Origin of the sequence: Neolewinella lacunae, from assembly GCF_014349155.1 — a bacterium.
Taxonomy (GTDB): Bacteria; Bacteroidota; Bacteroidia; order Chitinophagales; family Saprospiraceae; genus Neolewinella; species Neolewinella lacunae.
The window spans coordinates 61,433-78,249 of the sequence record NZ_JACSIT010000098.1 but is presented as its reverse complement, the minus strand read 5'-3'; the positions used below and the strand labels follow the sequence as shown (position 1 = coordinate 78,249).

16 protein-coding genes are annotated in these 16,817 nt (G+C 59.2%); 8 read left to right on the top strand and 8 right to left on the bottom strand.

Annotated features, from left to right (window positions below):
- Positions 1 to 24: 24 nt before the first annotated feature.
- Together H9S92_RS22495 and H9S92_RS09595 are read right to left on the bottom strand one after the other, a co-directional pair.
- Entirely contained in the window at positions 25 to 156 is a 132-nt protein-coding gene (locus H9S92_RS22495; protein WP_264757918.1) for a hypothetical protein, read from the bottom strand.
- Positions 157 to 601: 445 nt separating this feature from the next.
- The gene (locus H9S92_RS09595; RefSeq protein WP_187466493.1) at positions 602 to 1,645 is read right to left on the bottom strand and encodes a PhoH family protein; all 1,044 of its coding nucleotides are present in this window, start codon (positions 1,643 to 1,645) and stop codon (positions 602 to 604) included.
- Positions 1,646 to 1,891: 246 nt separating this feature from the next.
- Between H9S92_RS09595 and H9S92_RS09590 the strand changes: the two genes are divergently transcribed.
- On the top strand, positions 1,892 to 2,671 hold the full coding sequence (locus tag H9S92_RS09590) for an SAM hydrolase/SAM-dependent halogenase family protein (protein ID WP_187466492.1): 780 nt from the start codon (positions 1,892 to 1,894) through the stop codon (positions 2,669 to 2,671).
- Between the two features lie 94 nt (positions 2,672 to 2,765).
- On the opposite strand, the gene H9S92_RS09585 is transcribed toward H9S92_RS09590, so the two are convergent.
- Positions 2,766 to 3,467: an alpha/beta hydrolase-fold protein gene (locus tag H9S92_RS09585; RefSeq protein WP_187466491.1), complete on the bottom strand. Its 702-nt coding sequence runs from the start codon at positions 3,465 to 3,467 to the stop codon at positions 2,766 to 2,768.
- A gap of 225 nt (positions 3,468 to 3,692) precedes the next feature.
- On the opposite strand from H9S92_RS09585, the gene H9S92_RS09580 reads away from it, so the two are divergent.
- Together H9S92_RS09580 and H9S92_RS09575 are read left to right on the top strand one after the other, a co-directional pair.
- Positions 3,693 to 4,526 carry an alpha/beta hydrolase gene (locus H9S92_RS09580; protein WP_187466490.1) on the top strand — a complete coding sequence of 278 codons (834 nt, stop codon included), beginning with the start codon at positions 3,693 to 3,695 and terminating at the stop codon, positions 4,524 to 4,526.
- A gap of 95 nt (positions 4,527 to 4,621) precedes the next feature.
- Entirely contained in the window at positions 4,622 to 5,200 is a 579-nt protein-coding gene (locus H9S92_RS09575; protein WP_187466489.1) for a DUF2911 domain-containing protein, read from the top strand.
- 128 nt (positions 5,201 to 5,328) lie between these two features.
- On the opposite strand, the gene H9S92_RS09570 is transcribed toward H9S92_RS09575, so the two are convergent.
- On the bottom strand, positions 5,329 to 7,449 hold the full coding sequence (locus H9S92_RS09570) for a M43 family zinc metalloprotease (RefSeq protein WP_246463772.1): 2,121 nt from the start codon (positions 7,447 to 7,449) through the stop codon (positions 5,329 to 5,331).
- A 322-nt stretch (positions 7,450 to 7,771) separates the two neighbouring features.
- A complete protein-coding gene (locus tag H9S92_RS09565) occupies positions 7,772 to 8,404 on the bottom strand; it encodes a VOC family protein (protein WP_187466488.1) in 633 nt (210 codons plus the stop codon).
- Positions 8,405 to 8,560: 156 nt separating this feature from the next.
- Between H9S92_RS09565 and H9S92_RS09560 the strand changes: the two genes are divergently transcribed.
- Entirely contained in the window at positions 8,561 to 9,127 is a 567-nt protein-coding gene (locus tag H9S92_RS09560) for a hypothetical protein (protein ID WP_187466487.1), read from the top strand.
- Positions 9,128 to 9,185: 58 nt separating this feature from the next.
- On the opposite strand, the gene H9S92_RS09555 is transcribed toward H9S92_RS09560, so the two are convergent.
- Positions 9,186 to 9,689 carry a hypothetical protein gene (locus H9S92_RS09555; RefSeq protein WP_187466486.1) on the bottom strand — a complete coding sequence of 168 codons (504 nt, stop codon included), beginning with the start codon at positions 9,687 to 9,689 and terminating at the stop codon, positions 9,186 to 9,188.
- 151 nt (positions 9,690 to 9,840) lie between these two features.
- Between H9S92_RS09555 and H9S92_RS09550 the strand changes: the two genes are divergently transcribed.
- From H9S92_RS09550 to H9S92_RS09535, 4 genes are all read left to right on the top strand, one after another.
- On the top strand, positions 9,841 to 10,452 hold the full coding sequence (locus H9S92_RS09550; RefSeq protein WP_187466485.1) for an SH3 domain-containing protein: 612 nt from the start codon (positions 9,841 to 9,843) through the stop codon (positions 10,450 to 10,452).
- A gap of 8 nt (positions 10,453 to 10,460) precedes the next feature.
- Entirely contained in the window at positions 10,461 to 11,378 is a 918-nt protein-coding gene (locus H9S92_RS09545) for a UDP-3-O-(3-hydroxymyristoyl)glucosamine N-acyltransferase (RefSeq protein WP_187466484.1), read from the top strand.
- Positions 11,379 to 11,483: 105 nt separating this feature from the next.
- Positions 11,484 to 12,470, top strand: coding sequence for a rhomboid family protein (locus H9S92_RS09540; protein ID WP_187466483.1), 987 nt, complete (start codon positions 11,484 to 11,486; stop codon positions 12,468 to 12,470).
- 7 nt (positions 12,471 to 12,477) lie between these two features.
- Positions 12,478 to 13,515 (top strand): endonuclease/exonuclease/phosphatase family protein, encoded by a 1,038-nt coding sequence (locus tag H9S92_RS09535; protein WP_187466482.1) that lies wholly within the window; start codon positions 12,478 to 12,480, stop codon positions 13,513 to 13,515.
- Between the two features lie 258 nt (positions 13,516 to 13,773).
- Here H9S92_RS09535 and lpdA read toward each other — a convergent pair whose 3' ends face one another.
- Complete coding sequence (lpdA, locus tag H9S92_RS09530) at positions 13,774 to 15,177, bottom strand: dihydrolipoyl dehydrogenase (RefSeq protein ID WP_187466481.1); 1,404 nt, start codon at positions 15,175 to 15,177, stop codon at positions 13,774 to 13,776.
- Positions 15,178 to 15,334: 157 nt separating this feature from the next.
- A complete protein-coding gene (locus tag H9S92_RS09525; protein WP_187466480.1) occupies positions 15,335 to 16,786 on the bottom strand; it encodes a PSP1 domain-containing protein in 1,452 nt (483 codons plus the stop codon).
- Positions 16,787 to 16,817 lie beyond the last annotated feature (31 nt).

Sequence of the window (16,817 nt, the reverse complement as noted above, 5' to 3'; positions counted from 1 at the left end):
ACTGTCCGCTGGCCTGGCTCAGGCTCAGAGCATCAGGTCATCGACCACGATGGATTGGGGGCTGCCGATGCTGGCGTACCAGTCGGCCACACTGCCGTAGGTGGCTACAATGGCGTCAATTAATTCCGGGCTTAAGAGGTCAATAATTGCTTGCATTAATGATCAATTTTTGGAGGGTGATGGCAGCCACCCGGTTGGTGGCTACCGATGAAGGAGAAGAGGGGAGAAAAGGGCTGCTTAGAGCATGAGATCGTCAACCATGACTTGAATAAATTTTGGCGGTGGGCTGCTCCGCCACCACCTACTCCTAGGTGGCCACAGAGCAATGAATGATGGGTAAGTAATTGATTGTCAGGCTAGTAACCTGGCGTCGGTTTCTTTTCATGAGGCGCTGTTGAGTCGCTTGTCAATTTCGATACTGCAAAGTTCAGGGGCCCCCACCGCTCACAACGGATCACTTTACACGCCATCCTAAGCATGAAAAATGCTTATTTTCAAATAAAAATTTACCATAAACGACAGAGGGCCAGCGACTTACGTCGCCGGCCCTAGCCCAATTAGTTAGCATGAAAACCCCGAAATCGGGGTCTTTTTTACCTGTTTATTCTTCCATTTCCTGGCTTAAACTGCGTCCCGGAGGTCCCAAACGCTCGAAAGTACTCTCCCGATGCTCGGCAAAACGGCCCCTTCCTTCTGCTTCATCGGCCGCTTCGTAGGCCTTGATGATGGATTTTACGAGGCGGTGGCGGACGACGTCATCGGCCGTCAGGTGGATCGTGCCGATGCCTTTGATGGGCGAAAGCAGCTTAATGGCCCGCCGCAGTCCCGAGACCTGGTTGTGGGGCAGGTCCACCTGGCTCAGGTCTCCCGTCACGATGCACTTGGCCGAAGGGCCCAGGCGGGTCAAAAACATTTTGATCTGGCTGGTGGTCGTGTTCTGTGCCTCGTCCATGATGACGAAGCAGTTGTCCAGCGTCCGGCCCCGCATGTAAGCCAGGGGGGCAATCTCGATGATTCGTTCCTCCCGAAACTTGGCCTGGCGGTCGGCCGGGATCATGTCGTCCAGGGCGTCGTAAAGCGGGCGCAGGTAGGGGTCGATCTTGTCCTGCAAATCGCCGGGCAGGAAGCCAAGACTTTCGCCGGCCTCCACGGCAGGCCGCGTGAGGATGATCTTTTTAACGGCCTTATTTTTCAGCGCACGCACGGCCAGGGCTACGGCGGTGTAGGTCTTGCCCGTACCGGCGGGGCCGAGCGCAAAGACGATGTCGTTGGTGGCCGCCAGTTCAACGAGTTTGGCCTGGTTGGCCGTGCGGGCCTTGATAGGCTTGCCGTTGAGACCATATAATATGGTCTTGTTGGAATCTCCGGTGCCGAGTTTGGTAACGAAGGGGTTCTCGCCCGCAATGATGTCGTCAATGGTTTGGCTGTTCAATTCCCGGTTGTCTTCCAGCAGGCGCATCATCAATTCCAGGTGGTGTTTGAGGCGCTGGGCCTCCTGTTTATCTCCCGAAATTCTTACGCTGGTGCCGCGTTGGGTGATTGCTGCGTTGGGGTAAGCGTCCCGCAACTGCTTGAGTTTGGCGTTGTGCTCGCCCAGCAGAGCGACGGGGTCAACGCCGTTTATGGATAGTACGATTTCGCTCAAACGAAGGTTTTTTCATCGCCGCCGGTACTGACGACTGATGCTTAATCCCAAAACTACACATTCATAGCGAAAGTTGCGTGTCCGTACGCGCTTTGCTTTTAATCCTTTTCCCCGCACCTGCGGCCGCGCCCAAAAAGCGCTTTTTTCACCCCAATTACAGCGCAATGCCGGGAGAGTCGTAGTTTTGGTTTTTGGCGCCGCGTCCCTACCCCGCCGCAGCCCCTTTCGCGCAATAAATTCCCGCCCGTGGCTACGCCCCCCCCATCTTTACTTACCCTGACTACCGACTTCGGCCGCGAGGATTTTCACCTGCCCCGCCTCAAAGGCTACCTCCTTTCCGCCGCGCCCACCCTGCGCATCGAAGACATCAGCCACGAGGTGCCTCCTTACGACATTGTGCGCGCCGCCTTCATTTTCAACCGCGTTTGGCGGCACTATCCTGCGGGGACGATCCACCTGCTCAGCGTCAACGATTTTTACCAGCCCCGCGGTCGCTTCATCGCCGTCCGCCACGAGCGGCATTACTTCATCGGCCCTGACAATGGTCTGTTCAGCCTCGTTTTCGGGCGCATGCCCGCCGAGACTTACGTGCTCGATGGCTACAAAAAAACCGATGCCCTTTCGGCCATTTACGCCCGCGCCGTTGCCCACATCGCGCGCGATAAGCCCTTCCTGGAAATTGGTCTGCCCGCCACCCGCATCACCGAAAGGTTGGCCTTCCAGCCCGTCATCGGACCCAATTACGTGCGCGGCACCGTGGTTTTCGTCGACCGCTTCGACAACGTCACCACCAACATCTCCCGTGATCGCTTCGAGGAGGTCGGGCAGGGCCGCGGCTTCCACCTCCTCATCAAGCGCATGGCCCCCATTGACGGACTGAGCTTCCGCTACCACGATGTCCCCGAGGGCGAACCCCTCTGCCGCTTCAACAGCGATGGTTTGCTCGAAATCGCCATCAACCTGGGCCGCGCCGCCACCCTCCTCGGCATCCAGATGGACGACATGGTGCAGGTCGAGTTTTATTGATTTTCTTGGGCGCGGACGCAGGTGCCGGGGCAAGGACAGAGAAGCAATGTCGGGCCTATGGCTTCTGCAAAATCAGTAATCCTCCGGCTTTTGTCTACATCAAACTGACGTAGTGCGGCAGCATCTCCAGCCAAAGCGGCCAGTCGTGCTCGATGTCCCCCCTGACGTCCAGCCAGTGGGGAATGTTTTTACGGCGCAGGATGGCGCTGAACTTCAGGTTTCCGTCCAGGCAAATGTCCCAGTTGCTGGTGCCCAGAACGATTTTCATGTTCCACAGGTCGGGGTGGTTGGCATCGGGCATGAAATCGACGGGGTTGTTAAAGTAGGCGTTGTTGTCGTAGTACCCGTGGAGGAAAGACTTGATGTCGAAGGCACCGCTCAAACAGAAAAGGTGACTGACCATATCGGGATGACGGAAGGCAAAGTTGCTGGCGCTGAACCCCCCGAAGCTGATGCCGCAGGTGGCGATGCGGCCCGTGCCCGTATTGTGCCGGATTTGGGGAACGAACTCTTCGGCCAGAAAGCGATCGTACTGAATGTGGCGTTCGAGGCGGTGCTTGGGGTGAATCTTGGCGTACCAGCTCGCATTGTTGATGCTATCAGGACAAAAAACCTGCACGAAGCCGCGCTCCACAAACCACCGGATGCTCTCGATCATGCCCCGGTCTTTGGCTTCAAAATAACTGCCCAGGGTGGTAGGAAAGATGACCAGCGGGTATCCGTGGGTGCCGAAGGTGAGGATTTTCACATTGTGCCCCAGGTGGTGGCTGTAGAATTCGGTGTACGTTTCTTTCATATTCAGCGTGGTCTGTTTTACGGATACGTTAGTTAATTCATCCTTTCAGTGGGGAAGGTAAGCAAAGCACGTGAATCTGGAACTAACGGGGATAGTTCAATGAACTATGAACTACCGAACTACTGAACTACTGAACTACCGAACTACTAAACTATGAACTACTAAACTATGAACTACTGAACTATGAACTACTAAACTCCCCCCAGCCCCTATCTTTACCGGGCCATGTTACCCATCCCCTACCTCCGCCAGCTGCTGGGCAGTCTTCTCTCGCGCCGCCGCCAACTCATCAAACGCTCCTATCTGCTGCCATCCAAGGCCCTGGAGCGGGAGGTAATGATTGATGTTTACCGGCCGACGGTGCCACCCTGGCGCCTCCTTTCGCTGGCCGTTTTCAACGATGGCCAGGATTTGCCCAAGATGCAACTGACCGGCCAACTCCGCGAACAGTACACCGATGGGGCCTTGGTTCCGCTCATCGTCGTTGGCGTTCACGCCGGAGATCGTCTGCGGGAGTACGGCACGGTAGACCAGAAGGATTACCAAGGACGCGGAGACCGGGCGCCAGCCTACGAACGTTTCCTGCTCGACGAGCTCATCCCCTGGCTGGAAGGCCGCTTCAACATCTACCACGACCCCTTCCGCCGGGCCATTGCTGGTTTTAGTCTGGGCGGACTCAGTGCTTTCGACCTTGCGTGGCGCAACCCCAAGGAGTTTGGCGTCGCCGCCGTCTTCAGCGGAGCCCTCTGGTGGCGGCACAGTGCTTTCGACCCCGCCGACCCGGATGCCAACCGCATCGTCCACGACTACGTCCGCAAAGCTAAAAAAGCGCCGCCCGTTCGCTACTGGTTCATGGCTGGCACCGACGACGAAAAGGATGACCGCAACCACAACGGCATCATCGACGCCATCGACGATACCCTCCAACTCATGGGCCTGCTGGCCGCCAAAGGCAAACGGGAAGGAGAAGACTTCACCTACGTCGAAGTCCCCGGCGGCCGTCACGACCCGGAAACCTGGGGGCGGGTCATCATCGACTTCTTACGTTGGGTCGGGTAATGACAAGTTTTACCCCCCTATCCGCATCCAGCCCCTGATTCGCGCGTTTACCCTATTCGCAATGACGCACAATTCTTGCTAAAAACTCCTCACCAATGCCACGTTTACTGCTTTTCCTACTGGCTTTTGTCGCCACCCTTTCGCTGTCCGCCCAGGATTTTGCGGACCTCGACGCCAGTCCGCTGGACGCCGTCTACTACCCCAACCGCGCCGCCTTCCGGGCCTTCGCCAAAACGGATGCCGACGCTGCTGCACTCCAGCCAAAAATCCGCGTCCTCTACAGCCGTCCTTACATGAAAGGCCGCAAAGTATGGGGTGGCGAACTGGCCCCCTTCGGCGAACCTTACCGCCTGGGTGCCAACGAAACTTCCGAGATCCAGTTCTTCGCCCCCGTTAAAATCGGCGACCAGGTCGTTCCCGCCGGGCGGTACACCTTCGGGGCCATCCCCCAGGCCGAAAGCTGGCAGGTTTTCTTCAGCCTCGATCTGGACGGCTGGGGAGTCTACGCATACAAGCCCGAACGCAACGTAGCCAGTATCACCGTACCCACTACGGCCACGGAAGAGACCGTCGAGAATTTCTCCATCACCCTCTACGAAGCCAGCCCCGGCGTCGTCCACCTGAAAATGGGCTGGGATAAGACCGTTGTGGAAGTTCCCATTACCCTGCTGTAATTTCCGCCGTCGATCTTTTACGGCACCAAAAAAGCCCCTTCCTCCAGCTGTGGAGGAAGGGGCTTTTTGATGACGGCAGGCGGCAAAAGACGCTGCAGATTACCCGAAAATTTAAGTTTGACAGACCACTAGTGGCGCAGTACCACCTTTTCAACTTCCCGGGAACCGTCCGCTCCTTCCACGACCAACAGGTACATGCCCTGGGGCACATTAGCCGTTTCCATCCGGTTGTTGCCCGCCGTAAGGGTCTGCGTCAGCAGCACCCGGCCATCGAGGCTGGTCAGCTTCGCCGTACAGCCATCTTCATTGACCTTTACCGTAAAGGCGGCGTAAGCGGGGTTGGGGAATACGGAGAAGCTGAGGGCTGCGGCCTCGTCCAGTTCCGCCGCCTCCACCGTGAGGTTGACGTCAGCGGCCTCAATACTACGGGTAGTTCCGTTGGTGCACCCCCGGATTACGATGTTATCGAGGTGGATGTAATCGGAATCGTTGCTGGCATCGCAGCGGAAGCGGATGCGGACAGCACTGCCGAAGGTCCCCGTCAGGGTGACACTCTCCTCGTAGCGGGTGTTGTTGGCAAAGTCGCTGCCGCTGGCCCAGGTCTCCACCGTCTGGTAGCCACTGCCATTATCCACCTGCAGCCAGAAATCTTCGCCCGTCTCCATGCTGAAGGCGAAGTAGCTGAAGTCAATCGTCAACTCTTCGTAGCCCGCCAGGTTCAGCGCATCGGTGGTCAGTACGGAGGTAGAGGTATTGTCGCGCAGGTAAATAGAAATGGCACCGGTGATGGGCCGGAGGGTGCTGCGGACGCAATCGGTTCCTCCGTCGTTCCAAATGCCGTAGTTGGATTCAAAACCTTCGGAATTGACCGTCACGTCCGTACAGCCACCGCCACCGCCGCAGGGTGCGCAGGAACCACCGCAGTCGACACCCGTTTCCGTGCCGTTCTGGATGCCGTCGTTACAGGTAGGCGCAGGCGGGGTGCTGCCGAGGCAGAAGTTGCTGACGCTCGAACTGGTGAAAGACCCACCCGAAGCCAAAACCGCCCCGGTACTGCCGTTGGTAAGCGTGAAAGAGCCATTACCGTACTGGCAGCAGATGCCGTCTCCGTAGCTGTCGAGAATGGTGAAGGTGTAGCAACCGTTGGGAAGACAGAAGCTCTGGGTGTAGGTGGTATTGTTGGCCAGTGAACCACCGGTGGCCACCGTCCCGGAAGGCCCGGTCAGGGTCCAGCTGGTCTCGCTGCCGTAGTTATCGGTTACTAAAGTCAGCGTGACTTGCGTATCGGTACAACTGCCGCCGCCGCCACCGGGAGTGCCGCATCCGTTGCTGTTGGCCAGTCCGCTGCGGGATCCGGAGAGCGCCGCTTGCATCCGGGCCTTCTGGCCACTCGTGAAGAGGTTCATGCAGCTATCGTCGGTGTAATCCATGTAATTTTGAATCATGTCCGTGGTGCTGCAGCTGACGTGGCCCGTAGGACACTGGTAATTAGGAGCATCGCTGGTGGGCGTATCACTCACAAAGTCATCCACACTGCAGCCGCCGTCGCCCCAGATGTGGCGCAGGTTGAGGTAGTGCCCTACTTCGTGGGTGGCGGTGCGCCCCAGGTTGAAGGGTGCAGTGGCCGTTCCCGTTGTCCCGAAGTAGCGGTAATCCACCACCACCCCATCGGTGCTGGCCGGGCCACCGGGGAACTGGGCGTATCCCAGGATCCCCCCACCAATGTTACACACCCAAATGTTCAGGTAGGCATTGGCAGGCCAGGCGTTGGAGCCACCGGAGGACGCTGACTTCACCAGGTCGTTGGTACCAAAGCTGGTGCGGGTGGTGGATTTGCGGATGATGCCGTCGGTGGCATTTCCACTGGGGTCTACGGTAGCCAGGCAGAACTCAATTTCAGTGTCCGCAGCCTGGGGCCAGGTACCGTTGGCATCGGCATTGAGACGGCGGAAGTCGGCATTAAGCACCTGAATCTGGCTGTTGATCTGGGCCAGGGAGATGTTCTCTGCACTCGTCCGGTACACCACGTGGACAACCACGGGAATGGTCGTAAGGGCCTTAAGCCCTTCCTGGGGAACGAAGTTGCGGGTAAATTTTTCCAACTCCTCCAGGCGCTCGAGGCGGCTGGGGTCAGCCCGGATTTGTTGGTCCAGAACGTCCATGGACCCACAGTTGCGCTGGGCGGAAAGGGTGAAGGCGCTGCCGCAAAGCACGAGCAGCAGCAATAAGCGGGTAAAAAAAGAATGCATCGGAAATTGGTTAAGGTGCTTCTCTTCCCTGAACACAGCACCCACAAATGACCTTCCCCGCCAGCCCGAAAAGCGCACTGGCATTGCAACCATTGGCGGGCAATGGAACCGGAAAATCAGCAAAATGAGAAGCCGTTGATTAGGTTTACCCGCGTGCAGCGGGGAGAGAAAGCGTGTGTGAAAAAGGTTATTACGCGGTAAATCTAGCGAAATTTCGCAAATTCTCGCATACTCCACAAAAAAATATGCAGTTCGCATTTTTCCACAAAGAAGATTGGGCCAGCCAGGCATTAGACCGACCTTCCTTTCACCAGTCTTCGGTTTAATCCCTCAGGTAGATCGTGCCCGCCGGACCTACGATGCTGGCCACCAATTCTTCCCCTGGGCCATCCACAATTTCCAGCGGGTCCTGGGCATCAGCCAGGGTAGTAATCAGCGTCCGGTATGGCCCCACAACGCGGAGCATTTGCAGGCGGCAGCCCACCTCGGGCAAGCGGGCGGCGGGCGAAGGATTGCCGCACCAGTCGAGCAAAAAGGGCAAACTGCGCACGGCGGGCGCGCTTCCCGGGTCCGTAAGCTGCCAGCGGAGTTCTCCCCCATCCGCCAGGGCCCGCGAGCCCGCCTGCACCTGCCCCGCCCCCGGCAAGGCTGCTTCCAGCTGCGCGGCCAGCGGCCCGATCCGCTCATTGACCGTCAGCGCCCAGCGGCTAAGGCGGCCCGGCGCAGCGGCGGGCAACGCATCCACCCCCATCCAGCGCGGGGCGACGACGGCCGGGTTGGCTGGATCAATGGCCAGCAATTCCAGATAAGTGCCGGGGCCCAAAGACAGGAGCATATTGTGCGTCCCGCGGTCCAGGTGCCGCCCGCCCGGCGAAAAATCCACGCCCAGCGCCCGGCCCATCCGCTCGGCCGCAGCGGGCAAATCGTGTACCAAATAAACCAGGTGGTCAATCATCCAGGCTGTTTTTTGTTGCACCGTATTCCGTGCCGGGCGCGGCCGCAGGTGCTGAGTAAGGATAAGGAGCAAGGTAGGGTCTTTCCGGCAATGGACTTCCTGCGGAACATTCTGCGCTTCCTTATGTCTTGGTGTTGAATCAATCAGTCAATGGACGTGAATACGCTAATCATCGGTCGGAAACGCTGCAGGGGGATACCCGGCGGGCTACTCGTGCTGTTCTTGTTGGCCAGTTGCGTAGGGGAGACGGCCGAACGCAAGGCCGCCCGGGGCGAACACTTCGTGAGTATCCCCGATCGGCTCTACTTCAAAAACACCCGCATCCGTCACTACCAGGCGGAAGAACGGGGAGAAGACCTGGTGGTGTACCGCCACGATAAATTGTTGGCATCCCCCGCCCAGCTGTTGCCCGTGCTGGAGGATTACTGGCTGGAAGACCGGGCATTGCTTCGCCTGGAAGTCCGGCCAGCAGCAGGAGACACGGCCAGCGGCACCTTCCTGCTGGAAGCCGCAACCGACAAGGGCTGGGAGCGCCTGCCCCTGGCATCGCCCTTGGGAACATCGGCCGTCAACCGCCTGCGCACCGCCCTGGCCGCGAACCGGGATATCCGCATCCTTTGGGCTGGCGATACGCTGGTGGCCTTCCCCAACGACGCCGCCCGCAGCAGCGCCAAGGAGGTGGTGGACGATTACCTCCGCCTGGTGGGCTACACCGGGGAGTAGGCGGCGTCCTGCGCTCCCCATCCCCCGCCCCGCACCTGCGGCCGCGCCCCAGCCCCCACTAGCCCGCCACGCGCCGCCACCCCAGGCGAATAAAAAACAGCAGCACCAAAAAAATGAGGAGGAGGTACTGGATGGGCAAGTAAGTAAAGGTCACAATGTGCACCCGATCGAGGAACCACATGATGACCATCGCCGCCGCAATCATCGTCACCAAGCCCCCGAGGCGACCAAAACCCGGCAGCGACTCGATGCGCACCTGCTTTTTGATGATGAAAAAGGTGAGCAACATGCTGGCCACCGGCAAGACCTGCAACATGAGGTTGGCATCCAGGATGCTGCCCCGTTCAAAAAGCCATTTGTAGACGGAATAGGCCACCGCCAGAATTGCGGGTACGGCCACCAGGTAGACCAAAATGCTGTAGAGGTAGTTCCACGGTGGAAGGTGCCCCTCTTCGCGCTCCATCCACCCCGCCAACAAGGCAGCAAAGGGAATGAGGCCGAAATAAAACAGGACATTGGCTGGATGATCGAGCGCGTACTGGAAAAGATCGTTGAGTGTCATAGGGCGAAGATAGGCAGGGGGGAGTTTTTTTAGTTCATAGTCTAGTAGTTCAGTAGTTCAGTAGTTTAGTAGTTCAGTAGTCTGGTCTACCCGGGCAACTATGAACTATGAACTATGAACTAAAAAGACTCCCCCCTAAGGCCCTACCTTTGTGCCCAATCCAAGCATTTCCCTCAACAGCATGGCCACCAAGAAAAGCTCCAACAACGCCCGGGTCACCCCCTTCATCATCATGTCTTTGATCACGCTCATCTTTCTCTTCTGGGCGATGCGGCAGTGCAGCGCCAGCGACCGCGAGTACGCGATGAAGGCCGAAGAAGCTACCCGCCGGAGCTACCTGGACAGCTTGCAGGAATTGGATAACCAGCGCCTCCTCCGCGCCCGCCTCGATAGCATCGAACAGGCCGCCAAAGCCGAAGCCCTGCTGCGCGGACTCACCCAGCCACTGCCCGGCGATAGCGTGGTGCGCCTGCCCGCCGCCCAGACCGTCGTGCAGCGCGTCGTGCCGCTCTACTCCACCATCGACGGCCTGAACGTCCGCTCGGGCCCCAGTCTGAAAAACGGCATCATCGCTCGTATTCCCCTCTACACCGAAGTCATCTACCTCGGAGAAGTGACGGACTCGCTCTACGAAATCAACCTCGGAGAAGTGACGCCTAAAGCACCGTGGGTCCGGGTGGAACTCGCTGACGGCAAAAAGGGCTGGGTATATGGCGCAGGTGTTTCCTACTACAAGTTCCGCCTCAACGGTGTGATCAACTAAAGCTAACTATGGATTTGCAAACGCCGCTTACGGCGGCCAGCCTGGCCGAGCGCCTTGGCGCACCGTGGCGCGGAGACGGCACGCTGCTCATCACGGGCATCAACGAGATTCACCACGTCCGGGCAGGCGACCTCAGCTTCGTCGATCACCCCCGCTACTACGGCCCGGCGCTGGCCTCGGCCGCTTCCGTCATCCTGATCGATCAGGACCGGGAATGCCCGCCGGGCAAAGCCCTCATCATCGTCCCCCAGCCATTTACCGTTTACAACCAGCTGGTGTGGGATGAACGGCCCGCCCGAGACTGGCAGCAGGCCATCGACCCCAGCGCCCGCGTGGGCCAGGGAAGCACCATCGCCCCCGGTGCAAGGATAGGGCCCGGGGCCCGCATTGGCCAAGACTGCTACATTGGCCCTAACGCCACCATTGGCGAAGGCGTTACGCTCGGCAATCGGGTAGTGATTGGCGCCGGAGCGGTAATCGGGGAAGAAGCTTTCTATTTCAAACGAACCCCCGAGGGCCTCGTCCCCTGGCGCAGCGGGGGCACCGTGGTGCTGGAAGACGACGTCGCCATCGGGGCCAATTGTAATATCGCCCGGGGCGTCTCCTCGGCCACCACCATCGGCAAAGGGACCAAGATCGACGCGTTGGTTCAGATTGGCCACGATTGCCGCATCGGCCAGCACTGCATCCTGGCCGCCCAGGTCGGCGTGGCCGGCAACACCACCATTGGCGACTGGTGCGTCCTCCAGGGTCAGGTGGGCGTAGCCCAGAACCTGCGCATCGGCGACCGATCCATTCTGCTGGCCCAGAGCGGCGTTGGCAAAAACCTGGAAGGCAGCCAGGAATACTTCGGCAGTCCCGCCCAGGAAGCCTGGTCCGCCTTCCGCGAACTGGCCCTCCTGCGCGCCCTCCGCAAGGGAAAGTAAGGCGACCTCAGGCGGCCAACCCTGGCCCCCTGGATAATTTTATCCTTTTCCGCATACAACTATTCCGCCGCCGAATGTTTTTACTTAGCGCAGCCTCCTGAAGCCATGCTCCAATCGATCTGGGACGACGTCCGCCGTGAATTTAGTTTCGGCAATATGATCAACAAGATCATCATTGTCAATGTCTCGGTGTACCTCGTCGTCAGCCTCATGTGGGTGTTCCTCCGCATTTTCAACGGATGGGAAGACTCCTCCCTTTACGACAGCATCGTACGGCTGCTCGCCGTTTCCCACGACTGGTGGCACATGCTGACCAGGCCCTGGACGCTGCTGACCCACATGTTCCTGCATCTCACCTTTTGGCACCTGCTCTGGAATATGCTCTTCCTGTTCTGGTTTGGCCGCATCTTCGGGGATTTGCTGGGCGACCGGCGGGTGCTTCCCCTCTACATTTTGGGTGGTTTGGCTGGCTTCCTGGCTTACTTTTTTGCCTACAACCTCACCAGCCTTGGCGCACAGCCCAGCATTGCCTACGGCGCCAGCGGCGCGGTGCTCTGTATCCTGGTGGCTACTGGCATTTTCGCCCCCGACTACAACATCCGTTTGTTTATCCTGGGCAACGTTCGCCTCAAGTACATCGTGTTCTTTTCCGTGATGGTCCAGGTCCTTGCCCTCGGCTCGCTGGACAACATCGGCGGAACTTTTGACCACCTGGGGGGAGTAGCGATGGGGGCCATCTTCGCCTTTTACCTGCGGCAGGGTACGGACCTGACCCAGCCCGTAGCCCGGTTTCTCCGCTGGGTGGAAAACACCTGGACGGGTCTCCTACAGCCCAGCAAAGAGCACAAAACGGCTGGCCCACGGGCAGCTTACCGCAGTGGGCAATCAGTGAAAGAACCCGCCGGAAAAACCCGCCCCTCCTTCATGCGCAAAGCGGGCAGCGAGAGCAGCAAAACAGCTACGCCCGCCAGCGACGGCCTCACCCACCAGGAACAGGTGGATGCCATCCTGGAAAAAATCAAGGACCGGGGCTACGAAAGCCTGACGAAAGACGAAAAAGACTTCCTCTTCCGCGCCTCCAACCGAAACTGATCCCATTTTGCTCAGCCGATTCCTCCACCTGCTCGGCGTTACCTTTAGCCTGTCTGCGGCTTTTGGCCTGTTGGCGCGCTTCGTTCCACCCGATGTCTGGTGGCCACCGGCCGTAGTTCCGCTGTTCCTCCCCATTCTCCTGGCCCTTACCCTGCTGTACGCCAGCTGGAATGCTTACCGCCGCCGCTGGAAATGGACGGCCCTGCCCGCCCTGGTTTTATTACTGTCTTTACCCATGGCCAAACGCTTGTTTGCCATCTCTACCGGGGGCTCAGCCGCCGGGGCCAGCAGCATCTCCGTCATCACCGCCAACCTGCGGGGCTTCCAGAACGACCTGTGGAAAGACATTTCTTTTACCGCCGCGGAGCCTTTCCTGGGTGGAGCCAAGCCTGATGTCCTCCTCCTGCAAGAAACCCGCACCGAAGGCCACCGCGCCAATTTCGTCGCTGAAATCAAAGCCAGCACCGGCCTGGCCAAACGCCACCAACCCCCGGGAAAAGCCATCGCTACCTACGCCAACGACCCCACTTTTGTTGCCGATAAATTCATCGAAACCGGTGCTTTCAATGGCTACCTCATCACCGATGTAACCACCGAACTGGGCAAAATCCGCGTAATCAATGCCCACCTCCAGTCCAACCGCATCAGCGCCATGGCCGGACAAATAGGGGAAGATGACACCTTGGGCGAAGGACTCAACCGCGCCGAATCCATGCTGCGCAATTACCGCCGCTCGGCCATTCTGCGCGCACAGCAGGCCAACGAAATCCGCCGCGCCATCCACGATAGCCCCTACCCCGTCATCGTAGGCGGAGATTTCAACGACGTGCCCAGCTCCTACACCTACCAACGCATCCGCAGCCCCCGCCTGCGCGACGCCTGGGCCGACCGCGGCTTCGGGCCCGGCACCACCTTTACCGGACCACTACCTGGCCTACGCATCGATTTCCTGTTGGTGGATACCAGCCTGAGTGTACGGTCCATTGAGCGCATTGAAACCGGCTTCTCGGATCATCGGGCGCTGCGGGCAGTCATCTCCCGGTAATGGTTTTCTAAACTGCTGAGGATTTGGGAGCTGCGCTCCCCTTTTTTGAACCACTAAGTACACGAAGAGGGACCAAGCAGTTGGGTTAGCTGCGCTCTTCTTTTTTGAACCACTTAGTTCCCTGAGGGCACTAAGTATAGAGCGTGACACCACGCTTTTCTTAGTGCCTCTTCGTAGACTTAGTGCTCTTAGTGGTTCAAAAGGAGACTGCGCAGCAGTCTAGTAGTTCAAAAAAGGACCTGCGCAGCAGTCCACCGCCTAAACGTGCAAAGCCCGGTCTCCCGTAGCCGCCAAGGCCGCCTCTTTAAAGGCCTCCGTGTAAGTCGGGTGGGCATGACTCATGCGGGCGGCGTCTTCGGCGCTGGCACGGAATTCCATCAGGGCCACGGCCTCGGCAATCATATCGGCCGTGCGGGGCCCCACCATGTGAACGCCGAGGATTTCGTCGGTTTCGGCGTGGCTGAGTACTTTGACCATGCCTTCCAGATCCATGCTCGCGCGGGCGCGCCCCAGGGCTTTGAACGGGAATTTGCCGGCCTTGTAGGCTACGCCAGCGGCTTTCAGTTCCTCCTCGGTTTGCCCCACGGCCGCCACTTCGGGCCAGGTGTAGACGACGTTGGGAATGAGGTTGTAGTCAATGTGTGGCTGCTGCCCGGCGATGGTTTCCGCCACGAATACCCCTTCTTCTTCGGCCTTGTGGGCCAGCATTGCGCCGCGCACCACGTCGCCAATGGCAAAGATGTGCGAGGCCGAGGTCCGCAGGTGATCATCCACGATGACGCGGCCGCGGTCGTCGAGCTCAACGCCGGCCTTATCCAGGCCCAAATTGTCGGTGTAGGGGCGGCGACCGATGGCAATCAGGCAGTAGTCGGCTTCGATTTCGAAGGGTTCGCCACCGTCGTTCTTTTCCAGCGTCACCTTGGCCTTGGTTTTGAGGCCTTTCACGTCCGTTACCTTGTGCTTGAGGTGGAAGTTGATGCCCGTTTTCTTGAGCGCGCGCATGAGTTCCTTCGAGCAGTCGCCATCCATCGTCGGCAAAATGCGGTCCTGGAACTCCACCACGTCAACCTGGGTGCCCAGACGGGCAAAGACGCTGCCCAGTTCCAGGCCGATAACTCCGCCGCCCACGATGACCATGCGGCCGGGAACCTTATCGATGTTGAGCGCTTCGGTGCTGGTGATGACGCGGTTTTTATCGTAGTTCATCATCGCCGGCGTAATGGGCTTCGAGCCCGTGGCGACGATGAAATTTTTGGCCGTCAGCGTCTGGTCCTCCCCTTCGTTCATCGCTACTTTCACCTCGTTCGGTCCCGTGAGCGTACCGTGGCCGTAGAAGACGTCGACCTTATTTTTCTTCATCAGAAACTGAACGCCACCTACCGTCTGGGCCACCACCTCGTTTTTCCGCTTGATCATCTGCGGCATGTCAACGCCAAGGTTGCTGATCTTGATCCCGTGTTCGGCAAATTTTTCGTGGGCGGCGTGGTAGTGCTCGGAGCTATCGAGCAGGGCCTTGGAAGGGATACAGCCCACGTTCAGGCAGGTACCGCCCAGGGCATTGTAGCGTTCGATGATGGCCGTTTTGAGGCCCAGCTGGGCGGCGCGGATGGCGGCCACGTAGCCGCCGGGGCCACTACCGATGATGATGAGATCGTACTGCATAGTTGCTTAGGTTGCGATTGTTTTTATTGCGCGGCCGCAGGTGCCGGGAGGGGACAGGGAGCAAAGAACGACTCCGGAGCCAGCGAAGCTACCCGGCTGCCGGCCACTGCTCCCGAGAGGAAACGCGGAAAATCGGATGGGGTTTCCCCGCCCCTGTTTAATCCTTATTGGGGGGTGGTCCACCGCCTTTTTTCCGCCGGGGCGTGCGGCGTTTGCGGTCTTTATTGCCGCCTTCGGGCGGGGGAGTCTGGCCGGAAGCCGGACCCGGAGCAGCAGCGCTTCTTCCTTCGCCATCGGGGTTGCGGGGGCGCTTACTGCCCCGGCTGCGGCGGGATTTGCCACTGCGCTCTTCGGCGTTTGCGGGTTTATCGCCCGCCGGCGGAGTGCTTCGGTTCTCCGCACCTCCCCCGCTGCCGCCGCCCGCCGGGGGGGTGCCCCGCCGGCTGTTGCGGCCCTGCCGGGAGCTGGTTTTTTCGCCCCCCTTGCCGGAGGCCGACTTTTTCTTCTTGCGCCGTTTTTCGACGGCGGGCAGTTCGATGGCCCCCGTTACGTCTTCGTAGCCAAACACCTCGTCTTTGGGCTCCTCGATGAGCTGGTTAGACTGCAAATCGGCGGGTTGCTCGCCGGCCCGGTTCATTTCCAGGATCTCGTGGACCTTGGCCACCGGGATGGGGAACAGCAGGCCGCGGTTTTCCTTGTAGGTGTAGTACATCACCCCTTTGAAGATGTCCGTCTTAATCAGGAGGGCCAGGCCAGCTTCGGTCTTCAGCTTATCCGCCTTGCGGGGAAAGGCCTCGAGGGCCTCCATGTACGTATCCAACTCGTAGTTGAGGCAGCACTTGAGGCGGCCGCACTGCCCGGAGAGTTTGGCCTGGTTGATGGCAATGTTCTGGTAGCGGGCTGCGGAGGTGTTGACCGCCGAGAAGTCGCTCAGCCAGGTGGAGCAACACAGTTCCCGCCCGCAACTGCCGATGCCGCCCAAACGCGCCGTTTCCTGGCGCGGACCAATCTGCCGCATTTCGATCTTGATCCGAAACTGGTGGGAGTACTGCCGGACGAGCTCCCGGAAGTCAATCCGGTCGTCGCAGGTGTAATAAATGGTGGCCTTCTTGCCGTCGCCCTGGTACTCGATGTCCGAGACCTTCATCTTCATGTGGTTGGCGGCGGCAATGGCCCGGGCTTTTACCAGGGTTTCCTGTTCGAGGCTGCGCACTTCCGCTAGCTTTTCGAGGTCGCGGGCGTTGGCGCGGCGCAGGGCGGATTCGGTAACTTTGGCTTCTTTGACGTCCTTCTTCTTCATTTGCAGGCGGACGAGGTCTCCGCTCAGTGTGATGCGCCCCACGTTGTAGCCACTGTCGGTTTCTACGGCGACGTAATCGCCGGTGTAAACTTCCAGTTCCGCAGGTGCGTGGTAGAAGCCCTGGGAGGCTCCGTCTTTGAAGGATACTTCGACGATGTTGGTGGCGTAGGGGTCGTCGATGCCCAGGTCAGTGAGCCAGTCGTAGGTGCTCCGCATGTTGCAGGAGCTGGTATTGCAGGCACCTTTGCTGCCGCAACCCCGGGGGGTTCCGTCTTCGTTGGTGCCACTTCCGCAGGATTTACATCCCATTTGATAATCGGCTTTTATGTTGTCGGCAGGG

Bases quoted from the DNA above. Each gene is read 5' to 3' on its own strand.
- H9S92_RS22495 (WP_264757918.1), bottom strand. From the start codon at position 156: ATGCAAGCAATTATTGACCTCTTAAGCCCGGAATTAATTGACGCCATT.
- H9S92_RS09585 (WP_187466491.1), bottom strand. From the start codon at position 3,467: ATGAAAGAAACGTACACCGAATTCTACAGCCACCACCTGGGGCACAAT.
- H9S92_RS09580 (WP_187466490.1), top strand. From the start codon at position 3,693: ATGTTACCCATCCCCTACCTCCGCCAGCTGCTGGGCAGTCTTCTCTCG.
- H9S92_RS09575 (WP_187466489.1), top strand. From the start codon at position 4,622: ATGCCACGTTTACTGCTTTTCCTACTGGCTTTTGTCGCCACCCTTTCG.
- H9S92_RS09570 (WP_246463772.1), bottom strand. From the start codon at position 7,449: ATGCATTCTTTTTTTACCCGCTTATTGCTGCTGCTCGTGCTTTGCGGC.
- H9S92_RS09565 (WP_187466488.1), bottom strand. From the start codon at position 8,404: ATGATTGACCACCTGGTTTATTTGGTACACGATTTGCCCGCTGCGGCC.
- H9S92_RS09555 (WP_187466486.1), bottom strand. From the start codon at position 9,689: ATGACACTCAACGATCTTTTCCAGTACGCGCTCGATCATCCAGCCAAT.
- H9S92_RS09545 (WP_187466484.1), top strand. From the start codon at position 10,461: ATGGATTTGCAAACGCCGCTTACGGCGGCCAGCCTGGCCGAGCGCCTT.
- H9S92_RS09540 (WP_187466483.1), top strand. From the start codon at position 11,484: ATGCTCCAATCGATCTGGGACGACGTCCGCCGTGAATTTAGTTTCGGC.
- lpdA (WP_187466481.1), bottom strand. From the start codon at position 15,177: ATGCAGTACGATCTCATCATCATCGGTAGTGGCCCCGGCGGCTACGTG.
- H9S92_RS09525 (WP_187466480.1), bottom strand. From the start codon at position 16,786: ATGGGATGTAAATCCTGCGGAAGTGGCACCAACGAAGACGGAACCCCC.